Genomic DNA, 14,321 nt, shown 5'->3' with positions numbered 1-14,321 from the left:
AATTGTGAGCGTGTTCGACGGACTCGGCGTGGACCATGTCGGGCTCGCGGTCGCCGATCTGACCCGGTCGGTCGAACTCTTCGCGGAGCACTACGGGTTCGGCGTCTACGCCCGGTCCGCCGGGCCGTCCGCCGAGGGGGTGCGCGCGGTCGCGGTGGGCCGGCACGGCATCCGGCTGGTGCTGACCGAGGGCGGGACGGCCGACCACCCCGCGGCCGCCTACACGGAGCGGCACGGTGACGGGGTGTGCGACATCGCGTTGAGCACCCCGGACGCGGCGGCCGCGTTCACCGAGGCCGTCCGGCGCGGGGCCCGGCCGGTGAGCGGGCCGGTGGAGCGGGACGGTGTGGTCACCGCCGCCATCGCCGCGTTCGGCGACGTGGTGCACACGTTCGTCCAGCGTCCGCAGGCCGTGGACGCAACCGTGCTACCAGGGCTGGACGCCGTTCCCGGGGCGGCCGGGGAGCCGGTGCCCGCCGGCGCGCCGGAGACCGGCCTGAGCACCATCGACCACTTCGCGGTCTGCCTGGAGGCCGGCCAGCTGATACCCACGGTGGAGTTCTACCGGACGGTCCTCGACTTCGAGATGGTCTTCACCGAGCGCATCGTCGTCGGCGGACAGGCCATGGACTCGATGGTCGTGCAGAGCCGCTCCGGAGAGGTGACACTCACCCTGATCGAGCCCGACCCGTCCAGGGAGCCGGGCCAGATCGACCAGTTCATCAAGAGCCACGGTGGCGCGGGAATCCAGCACATCGCGTTCGCCACCGACGACATCGTGCGGGAGGTGGGCCGGCTCGGCGCGAGCGGCATCGGCTTCCTGAACACACCCGGGGCCTACTACGACCTGGTGCCTGAGCGGCTGGAGCTGCTGCGGCACTCCGTCGACGAGCTGCGGGCGCTCGGCATCCTGGTCGACCAGGACCAGGACGGCCAGCTGCTGCAGATCTTCACCAGGTCCGTGCACCCGCGCGGCACCCTGTTCTTCGAGGTGATCGAGCGCCTGGGCGCGCGCACCTTCGGCAGCGGCAACATCAAGGCGCTGTACACCGCGGTGGAGCTGGAGCAGACCAGGAACGGGGCGGCCCGATGAGCGCCGCCGGGCCGGAGTCCGGAGCGTGCCCGCCGGTGTGCGCGGCCGACGTGGAACGGCTGGCCGCCGCCAGGGTGCCCGCCGAGGTCTGGGACTTCGTCGCGGGCGGCAGCGGCGACGAGTCGGTCCAGGCCGCCAACCGGGCGGCACTCGACCGCGTCCGGCTGCTGCCGCGGATCCTGTCCGGAACGGGCGAGGCGGACCTCTCCGGCCCCCTGCTGGGCAGCACCGCGGCGATGCCGGCCGTGGTCGCGCCGATGGCCTACCAGCGGCTGCTGCACCCGGACGGCGAACTCGCCGCCGCCCGCGCCGCCGCCAAGGCCCAAGTCCCTTACACGATCTGCACGTTGAGCAGCTTCCCGCTGGAGGACATCGCCGCCATCGGCGGGACCACCTGGTTCCAGCTGTACTGGTCGCGCGACCGCGGCCAGGTGCTCGACCTGGTCCGCAGGGCGGAGGGCGCCGGCTGCGAGGCCCTGGTGGTCACCGTCGACGTCCCGGTGATGGGCCGCCGGCTGCGGGACATGCGCAACGGGTTCGCGCTGCCCCGGTCGGTGACCGCGGCGAACTTCGGCGCCGAACCGCTGACGGCCACGCACACCCGGCAGGCCGGGGCCTCGGCCGTGGCCACCCACACCGGGTTGGCCTTCGACCCCGCGCTCGGCTGGGGGGACCTGGCCTGGCTGCGGGAGAACACCACGCTGCCGCTGGTCCTCAAGGGCGTGCTGGATCCGCGGGACGCCGCCCGGGCGGCGGAGCTGGGCGCCGCCGCGGTGGTCGTCTCCAACCACGGCGGACGCCAGTTCGCGGGCGCGGTGGCCAGCATCACCGCGCTGCCGTCGGTGGTCGACGCGGTGGCCGGGCGCTGCGAGGTGCTGCTGGACAGCGGGATCCGCTCCGGGACGGACGTACTGCGCGCCCTGGCCTGCGGTGCGGACGGCGTGATGTACGGGCGGCCGGTGCTGTGGGGCCTGGCGGCGGACGGCGAGGCCGGGGCCGGGCTCGTCCTCGACCTGCTGCGCACCGAACTGCAAGAAGCCCTCCTGCTGTCCGGCTGCCCCGACCTCGCCGCCGCCCGCGGCCTCGCCGCCGTGCTCGGTTAGGCCCGGTGCGGCCGATCCTGCCGGGTGCGCGGGATCGGCCGCACCGGGTCCGCGCCGTCCCTCAGACGGTGGCGAGCAGCGGGAAGAGCGGTACGCTCGCCGCCGCCTTCAGGTACTCGGCGCCGGCGGTGCCGCCGGTGCCGGGGACCTTGCCGATGATCTTCAGGGTCACGCCCCAGTGGGTGCGCTTCATCGCCCGCCAGGCGCCGTCGAGGCGGACCATGGCCTCCTGGAGCAGGCGGGTCTCCTCCGTCCGCCAGCCGCCGGAGTACTGCAGGAACTCCTCCTGCAGCGTGGCGACCACCGTGAACCGCGGCCCCTTCTCGGCGGAGTACGGCCCGTCCTCGCGTTTGGCGCTGACCAGCTCGATCATCTGGTAGGGCCGCGACTGGATCGCGCTGGCGCCGTGGGTGTGGTCCCGAATCACCGCGAACGCCTCGGGCGGCATCGTGGTCAGGATCCGGTACAGCGGCGCCGTGGCGCCGGCCAGCCGGTCGGCCGCAGCGGACAGCCCGGCGGCCGCCTCCGCCGGCCGCCCCAGGCGGACCGCCTCGACCGCGTCCGTCAGCGCGCTCGCCAGTCGGGCGAACAGGCGCTCGAACAGCTGGATGCAGCGGATGAACATCTGCTCGTCGTGCATGGTGGTGACCGGGAGCAGCCCGATGTCCACCGCCCGCGCCAGCGGCTCCGGCACCCGGTCCCGGACCGCCGCCGCGGCGGCGGCCCCGGCCCGCAGCAGCACCTCGTCCCCGCCCCTGGCCGCGAGCACCTCCCGGACGGCCGCCAGCGGCGCGGTGTCCACCCCGGTGGCCGGCGCGTACTCGGTGAGCCTGGCCAGCGCCTGCAGCACCGAGACGGTTCTGGTCCGCTGACGGGCGTTCGGCTCGAACCCCAGGGCCTCCAGCTCGATCTGCGCGAGGTCCGCGAGCAGGGCGGCCATCAGCAGGTCCTCGGAGCGCTCGGGGTCGCCCGCCTCCCAGTGCGCCACCTGCAGCAACTCGTGGCCGGCATAGGTGTCGTAGGCCATCGGCCGGTCGGTGAGGGTCAGCGGCAGCCAGCTGTCGAACAGCCAGGCGTCGGGGGAGGACCACGGGCGGCCCCGGCCGGAGCAGCCGATCCGGACCGAGAGGCCGCGCAGCAGGGCGACCAGCTCCGGGGACACCCGCGCCTTGCCCACCTGGCGGTAGTAGTCGACGACCGCGCGGTAGGGGAAGCTGCCGAAGGACCCGGACCCGACCATCCGGTGGGACCAGTCGCAGACCGCCTCGTGGGCCCGGCGCAGTGCCCGCATTCCGTCCGACGGCGTCCCCACCGCGAGTGCGGCCCCGCCGACGCCGATCGGCCGGTCCTCGCCGGAGCCCTGCGGCCCGCCGGGACGCCCTGCCAAGCCCAACTCAGTCATGTGCACGCTCTCGCCGCTCCTTTGCAGACCCTAGGCGCGTTCCGCGTCCATGGCCTCGATCAGGCTCTTGGGACGCATGTCGGTCCAGTTCGCCTCGATGTAGTCGAGGCAGGACCGGCGGGTGTCCTCGCCGTGGACCTTCTCCCAGCCGGCGGGTATCTCCGTGAACGCGGGCCAGAGCGAGTGCTGGCCCTCGTGGTTGACCAGCACCAGGTAGGTCCCGTTCTCGTCCTCGAAGGGGTTGGTCGCCATCAGTTCTCTCCTCTTGGGTCACCCGGATGTCGGCGACATCCGGTCGTTCAGCACACCGGCGATCACGTCCAGCGCGGCCGGTGCGGTCATCTCCTGGTGGGTGCAGTCCAGGTCGAACTCGTGGATCCGGCCCGTCGCATGGGCGGCCCAGGCCTTGGCCGAAGGTGGCTGCTCGCCGCCGTGCCGCCCGGCGCGGAAGGCCAGCAGGTCGCCCCGGAAGCTGCCGGGCGTGAAGTCGCGGGCGATCAGGGTGTTGTTGGCGGCGACCCGCTTCAGCGCCTCGACGCCCTGTACGCCCAGGCCCGCCAGCGGTCCCTCCTGCCGTCCGAGCAGCTCGGCCACCGCGGCCGCGGTCAGCGGTACCGGCGGCTGAGACGGCCCGCCGCCGGGACCGGCCGCCAGAGCGGCCAGGATCTCCTGTTCGAGCTCGGCGCCGGAGGGGACGGCGCCGTCCGCCGCCGGGTAGGAGTCGAGCAGCGCCAGCAGTTCCACCTCGGCGCCCTCGGCCTGCAGCAGCGTCGCGATCTCGTGCGCCACCAGACCGCCGAAGGACCAGCCGATCAGGCGGTAGGGGCCGCGCGGATGCGCCGCGCGGATCCGCGCGGCGTAGTCCTCTGCCATCTCCCGTACGCTGCGCGGGAGTTGTCCGTCCCCGGTGAGGCCGGCCGCCTGCAGGGCGTAGACCGGCGAGTCGGCGCCGAGCCGGGTGATGAAGCCCGTGTAGCACCAGCCGAGCCCGACCACGGGATGGATGAGGAAGTACGGCGTGCCCCGGCGGCCGGCGCGGAGCCGCAGCAGGGTCTCGAAGGGGTCGTCGTCCCGGTGCAGCCGCCGGGCCAGGGCCGCCACGGTCGGCGCCTCGAAGAGGCCGCGGATCGAGATGGCGGTGCCCAGCTCCGCACGGACCCGGGTCACCAGCCGGGTCGCCAGCACGGAGTGGCCGCCGAGTTCGAAGAAGTCCTCGTCGACACCGACGTGTTCCAACCCCAGCACCTCCGCGAACAGGGCGCACAGCACCTCCTCCCGTGTGGTGCGCGGGCCGCGCCCGGTCACCCGGGCGACGGGGTCGGGCGCGGGCAGCGCCCCGCGGTCCAGCTTCCCGTTGGGCGTCACCGGCAGGGCCCGGAGCGGTACCACCGCCGAGGGCACCATGTACTCGGGCAGTCGCCGGCGCAGGTGCGCGCCCAGCTCCGCCTGGTCGAGACCCGACGGGGCCGGCACGGCGTAGCCGACCAGCCGCCGGTCCCCGGGCCGGTCCTCGCGGACCACCGCCACCGCCTGCACCACCCCCGGGTACGAGGTCAGCGCGGCCTCCACCTCGCCGAGTTCCAGCCGGAAGCCGCGGATCTTGACCTGGTGGTCGGTCCGGCCGAGGTACTCCAGCCGGCCGTCCCCGCCCCAGCGGGCCAGGTCGCCGGTGCGGTACATCCGCGACCCGGGCGGGCCGTACGGATCGGCCGTGAACCGCCCGACGGTCAGCGCGGGCCGGTCCAGGTACCCCCGGGCCAGCCCCTCGCCCGCCAGGTACAGCTCGCCGGCCGCCCCGGGCGGCGCGAGGCGCAGCCGCTCGTCCAGGACGTACGCCCGGGTGTTCAGGACCGGCCGGCCGATGGCGGGCGCACCGACCCGGGACGGATCGAGCTCCGCAGCGGTCGACCACACGGTCGTCTCGGTGGGCCCGTAGAGGTTGGTGACCTCCTCGGCGACCTCCCGCATCCGCTCGGCCAGGGCGGCGGGCAGCGCCTCGCCGCCGACCAGCATCCGCAAGTCCCGGGCGTCCTCCCGGTGCTCGGAGAGCAGGGCCTGCCACAGCGTCGGGGTGGCCTGCATCAGCGTCGCCCGGCTGCGGCGGAGCAGGGCGGCCAGCAGTGCCGGGTCACGGACCTCGTCGCGGTCGGCGACCACCACGCCCGCGCCGGCCAGCAGCGGCAGGTACAGCTCCAGGACATGGATGTCGAAGGCCACCGTGGTCACCGCGAGCAGCCGGTCCGCCGGGCTCATCGGGACCAGCTCCGCCATCGCCGCAAGGAAGTTGGCGAGGGCGCGGTGCGGCACCACCACGCCCTTGGGGGTGCCGGTGGACCCGGAGGTGTAGATCACGTAAGCCGGGTGCTCCGGCCGCAGCGCGGCCCTGCGGTCCCCATCGCTCAGGTCCTCGGCGGCGTACTCCGCCAGGGCCGCCCGGAAGTCGGCGCCGTCCAGGCACCAGCGGTTGTCCCCGGCCGGGACCCGGGAGAGGCCGTCCAGCGTGGTCAGCACCACCGCCGGGCGCGCGCCGGCCATGATCATCTCGATCCGCTCGCGCGGATGGCCGAGGTCGAGCGGGAGATAGGCGGCACCGGACTTGAGCACGGCCAGCAGCGCCACCAGCAGCTCCGGGGAGCGCGGCAGGGCCAGCGCGACCACCGACTCCGGGCCCGCCCCCTGGACGGCCAGGAACCGGGCCAGCCGGTTGGCCTCGGCGTTCAGCTCGGCATAGCCGACGGCAGCGTCGTCCCGCCACAGTGCCGGGGCCTTCGGGGTGCGGCGCACCTGGGCCTCGAACAGCTCCGGGAGGCACTGCTTCGCCGGCGCTGCCGCGGTGCCGTTCCAGTCGACCAGCAGCCGCCGCCGCTGCGCCTCGTCGAGGACGTCCACGCTCGCGGTGGGTGCGTCCGGATCGGCGAGCAGCGCCTCCAGCGCCACGCGCAGGCAGTCGGCCCAGCCGAGCACCGTGGCGCGGCTGAACAGGTCGGCGCGGTAGTCCAGCCGCAGCCGCAGCGCGGCCCCGGGCAGGACGGTCAGCGTCAGCGGGTAGTGGGCGGCGGCCTTGCCCTCGGCGCCGGCCAGCGTCAGGCCCTGGAAGGAGGGTCCGCCCCGCTCGGCCGGGGCCGGGAAGTTCTCGAACACGTACAGCGAGTCGAACAACTCCGCGCGGATCCCGGAGAGCTGCTGCAGTTCGCCGAGGCCGAGGTACTCGTGGTCCGCCAGGGCCGAGCGTTCGTCCTGCAGCCGGGTCAGCAGGCCCCGCAGGGACTCGGCCGGGTCGATCCGCAGCCGGACCGGGACGGTGTTGGCGAACAGGCCGATCATCGACTCGACCCCGGGGAGGGAGGCCGGGCGGCCGGAGACCGTGGCGCCGAACACCACGTCGGCGCGGCCGGTCAGCCGGGAGAGGACCAGCGCCCAGGCCCCCTGGACCGCCGTGTTGAGGGTCAGTCCGTACCGGCGGGCGGCGGCGGTGAGCCCCGAGGTCAGCTCCGCGCCCAGCTCGACCACGGCCTCCTCGGGCACCACCGTCTCGCGGCCGGCGCCGGCCGGGCCGAGCAGCGTCGCCTCCTCCAGGCCGGCGAGGTGCCCGCGCCATGCGGCCAGGGCCCGCTCCCGGTCCTGCCCGCCGAGCCAGCGCAGGTAGTCGCGGTAGGGCCGGACCGCCGGGAGCGCGTGGTCGCCGCCGTCGCTGTACATGGTGAACAGCTCGCGCAGCATCAGCGGCAGCGACCAGCCGTCCAGCAGGATGTGATGGCTGGTCAGCACCAGTCGATGCGCCTGTGCGCCGAGCCGGATCAGCTGGCACCGGACCAGCGGCGCCTTCCTGAGGTCGAAGCGCTGGGCCCGGTCCGCCGCGAGGATCGAAGCGAGCTCCTCCTCCTGCCGGTCGGGCGGCAGCGCGGAGAGGTCGACCTCGACCCAGGGCATCGCCACCTCGCCCGGCACCACCTGCACCGTCTCTCCGTTGCGGCGCTGGCGGAACGCGGCCCGCAGGTTGGCGTGCCGGCGCAGCAGGCCGTCGGCCGCCCGGTGCATCGCCTCGGCGTCCAGGCCGCCGCGCAGGTCGAAGGCGAACTGCAGATGGTAGACGTCACAGGCGTCCTCGTCGTAGAGGGAGTGGAAGAGGAAGCCCTCCTGCAGCGCCGTCAGCGGCAGTACGTCCTCGATCCGCGCACGCTTCACAGCAGGTCCCCGTCCTCGCTCATGAACTCGCTCTCGAACTCGTCGATCTCGTCCTGGTCCAGCTGCACCAGGTCGAAGTCGGACGTGGTGGCGCCGCCGGCGTCGGCGCGCTCGACGTGTCGGGCCATCGCCTCCAGCACCCGCACCCAGGTGTCGGCCAGCAATTCGGCGTCCCGCTCGGGCAGTACGTCCTTGGGCCAGGTCCACACGGCGCGCAGTTCGACGCCGTCCGCCCCGGGCCGGGCCATCGCGTTGACCGCCAGCACGTGCCGCAGCGGCGCCGCCGGGCCCGGCGGCGGGCCGGCCGCGTCGCCTTGGGCGCTCTCCGGGGCCAGGCCCCAGTCGGCGTCCGGACCCGCGGTGTCGAAGCGGCCGAGGTAGTTGAAGCCGATCTGCGGCTCGGGGGAGGACGCCAACGAGGGTGCGGTGGCGGTGTTCAGGTACCGCAGCATCCCGTAGCCGAGGCCGTGGTCCGGCACGGCGCGCAGCTGCTCCTTGATCCCCTTGAGGACGGTGCCGACCACCGGCCCGGCCGACCACAGCTCGTCCCAGTCCACCTGGCCCGGGTCGAGCCGTACCGGGTGGACCGTGGTGAACCAGCCCATGGTGCGGGACAGGTCCAGACCGGGCACCAGGTCCTCCTGCCGACCGTGCCCCTCGACCTCCACCAGCACCGGCGCGTCTTGCGGGCGCTCCCGGGCGGCCGACGCCGCCAGCGCCAGCGCGGTCAGCAGTACGTCGTCGACGCCGGCGTTGAACGCCGCCGGGACCCGGGTGAGCACGGCCTCGGTGACGGCGGCGGACAGCGCCACCGAGAGCGAGCGCGCCGTCTCGGTGGTGTCCCGGGCCGGGTCGAGGCGACGGGTGCCGAGCAGTGGCTCGTCACCGGCGCCCGGAGCGGCCCAGAACCCGAGCTCGTCCGTCCTGGACGCCAGCCCGGCCTGCTCGGCCAGGGTCTTGGCCCAGCGCCGGAACGAGGTGCTCACCGGCTCCAGCTTCGGGGTGCGGCCGGCCGAGACCGCGCTCCAGGCCGCCGCCAGGTCGGGCAGCAGGATCCGCCAGGAGACCCCGTCCACCGCCAGGTGGTGGACGGCGAGCAGCAGCCGGCCGGGGCGTGCGCCGCCCGCGTCGAACCAGACCGCCTGGAGCACCGCGCCGTCCGCGGGGGACAGCCGGTCGCCCGCCCCGGCGGCCTCGGCGGCCATCACCGCGCGGGCCGCCGCGTCGTCCAGCCCGGCCACGTCCACCCGCCGTAGGCAGGACGCCGCGGCGACCGCGCCGACGGGACGGGTCCGCAGGCGCCAGGAGGAGTCCTGGACCTCCAGCCGCAACACGTCGTGCTGGTCCAGCACCGCCTGCAGCACCGCGGCCAGCGAGTCCTCGGTCAGCTCGGCGGGGACCCGCAGCAGCACCGACTGGTACAGGCCGTCCAGCGTGCCGCCGCGCGCCCGCAGATCGTGCATCACCGGGGTGAGCGGGATCTCCCCGACACCGTCGTCGGCGGTGGCCTGCAAGGTCACCGTCCCTGCGGCGAGGGCCAGTTGGGCCACCGTGCGGGCCTGGAAGACGTCCTTCGGGGTCAGTGCCAGACCGGCCGCCCTGGCCTTGCCGACCAGCTGGATCGAGCCGATGCTGTCCCCGCCGAGTTCGAAGAAGTTGTCGTGCACGCCGACCAGGTCGAGGCCGAGCACCTCGGCGACCAGGGCGCACAGCAACTCCTCCCGCGCGTTCCGGGGCGTCCCGGACCCGGCCGCCGGTGCGGCGGGAGCGGGCAGGGCGGCCCGGTCCAGCTTCCCGTTGGGAGTCAGCGGCAGCTGAGGCAGCGGCACCACCGCGGCCGGGACCATGTAGTCCGGCAGCACCGAGCCGACGTACTCGCGCAGCTCGGCGGGGTCGACGCCCGCCACCGGATCGGCCGCCACCACGTAGGCCACCAGGCGCTGGTCACCCGGCCGGTCCTCGCGGACCACCACCGTGTTCCGGGCGAGGGCCGGGTGCCGGCTCAGCACCGCCTCGACCTCACCCGGTTCGACCCGGAAGCCGCGGATCTTCACCTGATCGTCGGCCCGGCCGGCGAAGACCAGCTCGCCCGCGCCGTTCCAGCGGACCAGGTCGCCGGTGCGGTACATCCGCGAGCCCGGCTCGCCGAACGGGTCGGCCACGAAGCGCTCGCCGGTGAGCCCCGGCCGGCCGAGGTAGCCCCGGCCCAGGCCTGCGCCGGCGATGTACAGCTCGCCCACGACCCCCACCGGTACCGGGGACAGGGTGCCGTCCAGCACGTACACCCGGGTGTTGGCCATCGGCCGGCCGATCGGCAGCCGGTCACCGGGTCCGGCCGGGGCGGTGACCCGGTGCTGGGTGGCGCAGAGGGTGATCTCGGTGGGCCCGTACAGGTGCCGGACCACCAGGTGCGGTGCGGCGCGCAGCACGCTCTCCACCGCGGCAGGCGAGACCACGTCGCCACCGGTGAGGATCTCCCTGACCCCGCCGAGCGCGTCCGCCAGGTCGTCCGCGACGGCCCGGAACAGCCCGGCGGTGAAGTGCACCCCCGTGATGCCGTACTCGGTGATCAGCCGCTTGAGCTCGGCGACATCGAGGTCGCCGGGCGGCGCCAGCACGACCTGGCCGCCGGTCAGCAGCGGGATCCACAGCTCGTAGTTGGCGATGTCGAAGGCGTACGGCGCGTGCATCAGCACCCGGTCCTGGTGGCCGGACTCCCAGCACGGGTCGAGCACCAGTTCCAGCAGCCCGCGGTGGGTGATGGTGATGCCCTTGGGCTCGCCGGTGGAGCCCGAGGTGTGCATCACGTACACCGCCTGCTCGGCGTGCACCGGCACGTCGGGGCCGGACCCTTCGCCGGCCGCCGGCAGGTCGTCCGCGCCGACCAGCACGGTACGGGCCGCCTCGGGCACGCCGCGCTCGTGCCAGGCCCGGTCGGTGAGCAGGACCTCGGCCCCGGACCGGCGCAGCACCTCCCGCATCCGCTCGGCGGGGTAGCCCTCGTGCAGCGGCGCGTAGGCGGCACCCGCCTTGAGGACGCCGAGCAGGGCGACCACCAGCTCGGGCGAGCGCTCCATCAGCACCGCGACCCGGTCCTCGGGCCGGACGCCCAGCTCCACCAGGTGCCGGGCCAGCCGGCCGGCCCGGCGGTCCAGTTCGTCGAAGGTCAGCTCCCGCTCCCCGCACCGGACGGCGACCGCGTCCGGCTGCCGGCGCGCCTGCTCGGCGAAGAGCTGGTGCACGGTGGAGCCGGACCCGGGAAGCGTCACCGAGGTGTCGTTCCACTCCCGCAGCACCCGGTGCCGTTCGGCGTCGCCGAGGACGTCGATCCGGCTGATCGGACGGTCCGGATCGGTCAGCGCCTCGCGCAGCAGCCGGGTCAGCCGGGCGACGAGCAGCTCCGCGCTCGCGTGGTCGAACAGGTCGGTGCGGTACTCCAGCATGCCCTCGATGCCGGAGCCGCTCCCGGTCTCCCGCAGGCTCAGCGACAGGTCGAACTTGGCCACGCCCACTTCGACCGGCGCCGGCCCGATCTCCAGGCCGGGCAGCCGCAGCGACACCTCGGGGGTGTTCTGGAAGGCCAGCAGGACCTGGAACAGCGGCTGCCTGGAGAGCGAGCGCACCGGGTTGAGCACCTCCACCAGGCGCTCGAACGGCAGGTCCTGGTGAGCGTAGGCGGCGAGGTCGGCGGCCCGCACCCGGGCCAGCAGCTCCCGGAAGCCGGGGTCGCCGGAGGTGTCGGTACGCAGCACCACCGTGTTGGTGAAGCACCCGATGAGGTCGTCGAGCGCCTCGTCGGTGCGTCCGGCGATCGGGCTGCCGACCGGGATGTCCTCGCCGGCGCCGAGCCTGGTGAGCAGCGCGGCCAGTGCCGCCTGCACCACCATGAACACGCTGGCCGAGGTCTGGCGGGCCAGCGCCGTGGCGGCCCGGTGCAGAGCGGCGTCCCAGGACACCGCGACCCGCCCGCCCCGGTGGCCGGCCACGGCCGGCCGTGGCCGGTCCACCGGAAGCGCGAGCTCCTCGGGCAGGCCAGCCAAGGTGTCGCGCCAGAAGGCGAGTTGGCGGTGGGCCAGGCTCTCGGGGTCGTCCTCGTCCCCGAGCAGCTCGCGCTGCCACAGGGCGTAGTCCGCGTACTGCACGGGCAGTGGCTCCCAGCCGGGGGCGGCCCCCTCCAGCCGTGCCGCGTACGCGGTGCCCAGGTCGCGGGCGAGCGGCGCCAGCGACCAGCCGTCCGCGGCGCTGTGGTGCAGGGAGAGCAGCAGCACGTGCTCGGTCGCACCGTAGCTGAACAGCGAGGCGCGCACGGGCAGTTCGGTGGCCAGGTCGAAGCCGGCCCGCGCCGCGGCGGTGACCAGATCGGGCAGGTCCGCCCCTTCGGCGTCCACGAAGGCCAGCGGGAACGCGGCCTCGCCGGGCGGCAGCACCCGCTGCTCCGCGCGCCCCTCGGTCTCCACCAGGAGCGTGCGCAGCGACTCGTGCCGGGTCAGCAGGTCGTCCAGCGCCGCCTGCAGTGCGGTGCGGTCCACGGTGCCGGTCAGGGCCAGCGGGAGGGGCATGTTGTAGACGGCGTCCGCCTCGTGCAGCCGGCCGAGGAACCAGAGCCGGTGCTGGGCGAAGGACAGCGGCAGCACGTCCGGCCGGGGCCTGCGCTCCAGTGCGGGCCGGGACGGTCCGGTGCCGCCGCCGTGGGTCGCGACCGCCGCCACCGTCGGGGCCTCGAACAGCGCGGCGAGCGGCAGTTCGATGCCCAGGGTGGTGCGGATCCGGCTGACCAGGCGGGTGGCGAGCAGGGAGTGTCCGCCGAGGTCGAAGAAGCTGTCGTCGACGCCCACCTGCTCCACACCGAGCACCTCGGCGAAGAGCGCGCACAGCACCTCTTCGCGCGCGGTGCGCGGTCCGCGGCCCGAGCTGATCGAGTCGAACCGGGGCGCGGGCAGGACGGCACGGTCCACCTTGCCGGTGCGCGACAGCGGGATCGCCTCCAGCAGCACGACCGCCGCGGGCACCATGTACTCGGGCAGGGCGGCCGCGAGGTGGGCGCGCAGTTCGACGGGGTCGGCGGTGGCGGTGTCCTCGGGGACGGCGTAGCCGACGAGGCGCTTGTCGCCGGGACGGTCCTCGCGGACCACCACGGTGGCGCGGGCGACGGCGGGGTGGCGGGTGAGGGCCGCCTCGATCTCGCCGAGTTCGATGCGGTAGCCGCGCACCTTGACCTGGTCGTCGGCGCGGCCGGCGAAGACCAGCTCGCCGTCGCGGTTCCAGCGGGCCAGGTCGCCGGTGCGGTACATCCGGGAGCCCGGCTCGCCGAACGGGTCGGCCAGGAAGCGCTCGGCGGTGAGGCCCGACCGGCCGAGGTAGCCCCGCGCCAGACCGTCGCCGGCCAGGTACAGCTCACCCGGGACCCCGGCCGGGACCGGCTGCAGCCCGGGGCCGAGCACGTACGCGCGGGTGCCCGTGATCGGGCGGCCGATCGGCGCGTTGACCGCGCCGGTCAGCGGCCGGCTCAGGGTCGCGCACACCGTGGACTCGGTGGGGCCGTACGCGTTCAGCATCGTCCGGCCGGCCGACCAGCGGGCGGTGACCTCCGGCGGGCAGGCCTCGCCGCCCGTGATCAGGCCGCGCAGCGTCGGCACCTGGGCCGGGTCGAGGGTGGCGACGAAGGCGGGCGGGAGCATCGCGTGCGTCACTCCGGCCTCGGCGATCAGCGCCACGACCCCGTCGCCGATGGCCTGTTCACGGCGCGGGACCACCAGGGTGGCGCCGGCCAGCAGCGTCATCACGAGTTCGCAGGCCGAGGCGTCGAAGCTGAGCGAGGCGAACTGCAGGACCCGGGAGTCGCCGTCCACCCCGAGCGCCTCCTGGTGGGAGAGCGCCAGCGCCGCCAGGCCGCGGTGGCTGACCAGGACGCCCTTGGGCTGCCCGGTGGAGCCAGAGGTATAGACCACGTAGGCTGGGTGGCCGATGCGCAGCGGCGCCTTGCGTTCGGCGTCGGACAGGTCCGCCGGGGAGTACCCGGCCAGTTCCTCGGCCGTGCTCTGGTCGTCCAGCCGCCAGCGGGTCACCGTGTCGGGCATCCGCCCGGCCGCGTCACCCGCGGTGAGCACGCCGAGCGGTGCGGCGTCGGCGCACATGAAGCCGGCCCGCTGGGCCGGGTAGTCCGGGTCGATGGACAGATAGGCCGCACCGGCCTTCAGCACGGCCAGCACCGCGGTGATCAACTCCGCCGAGCGCGGCAGGGCCAGGGCCACCACCGACTCCGGACCGGCCCCCCGGGCGACCAGGAACCGGGCCAGCCGGTTCGCCCTGGCGTTCAGCTCGGCGTAGCTCAGCGGCAGTCCGTCGTGCAGTACGGCGGTGGCCTCGGGGGTGCGGGCGGCCTGGGCCTCGAACAGGGCGGGGAGGCAGGCGGGCCGGGCGGTGGCCGCACTGCTCCCGTCGAGCAGGATCTGCTGCCGCTCGTGGTGGTCGAGCAGGTCGATGCGGCTGATCCGGCGGTCGGGGTCGGCGACCAGTGCGCGCAGTACCCGCTCCAGCC

Annotated in this window: 6 protein-coding genes; 2 read left to right on the top strand and 4 right to left on the bottom strand. The window is 74.7% G+C overall.

Going from position 1 to position 14,321, the window contains the following annotated elements; translation table 11 throughout:
• Positions 1-10 precede the first annotated feature (10 nt).
• Positions 11-1,093, top strand: coding sequence for a 4-hydroxyphenylpyruvate dioxygenase (gene hppD, locus ABD369_RS30850; protein WP_344639877.1), 1,083 nt, complete (start codon positions 11-13; stop codon positions 1,091-1,093).
• The gene (locus ABD369_RS30845; protein ID WP_344639876.1) at positions 1,090-2,196 is read left to right on the top strand and encodes an alpha-hydroxy acid oxidase; all 1,107 of its coding nucleotides are present in this window, start codon (positions 1,090-1,092) and stop codon (positions 2,194-2,196) included. The genes hppD and ABD369_RS30845 overlap by 4 nt, the downstream gene beginning before the upstream one ends.
• A 61-nt stretch (positions 2,197-2,257) precedes the next feature.
• On the opposite strand, the gene ABD369_RS30840 is transcribed toward ABD369_RS30845, so the two are convergent.
• The 4 genes from ABD369_RS30840 to ABD369_RS30825 all read right to left on the bottom strand — a co-directional run.
• Complete coding sequence (locus ABD369_RS30840; RefSeq protein ID WP_344639875.1) at positions 2,258-3,604, bottom strand: tryptophan 2,3-dioxygenase; 1,347 nt, start codon at positions 3,602-3,604, stop codon at positions 2,258-2,260.
• A gap of 24 nt (positions 3,605-3,628) precedes the next feature.
• Positions 3,629-3,850: an MbtH family protein gene (locus tag ABD369_RS30835; protein WP_344639874.1), complete on the bottom strand. Its 222-nt coding sequence runs from the start codon at positions 3,848-3,850 to the stop codon at positions 3,629-3,631.
• A gap of 18 nt (positions 3,851-3,868) precedes the next feature.
• Positions 3,869-7,783, bottom strand: a complete 3,915-nt coding sequence (locus tag ABD369_RS30830; RefSeq protein ID WP_344639873.1) for an amino acid adenylation domain-containing protein — start codon at positions 7,781-7,783, stop codon at positions 3,869-3,871.
• The coding region (locus tag ABD369_RS30825) for an amino acid adenylation domain-containing protein (protein WP_344639872.1) at positions 7,780-14,321 on the bottom strand (6,542 nt) is incomplete at its 5' end. The genes ABD369_RS30830 and ABD369_RS30825, both read right to left, overlap by 4 nt.

The organism is Kitasatospora cystarginea (genome assembly GCF_039533515.1).
In the GTDB taxonomy this organism is placed as follows: Bacteria; Actinomycetota; Actinomycetes; order Streptomycetales; family Streptomycetaceae; genus Kitasatospora; species Kitasatospora cystarginea.
The sequence above is the reverse complement of the archived record's forward strand: the minus strand, read 5'-3'. Positions and strand labels throughout refer to the sequence as shown.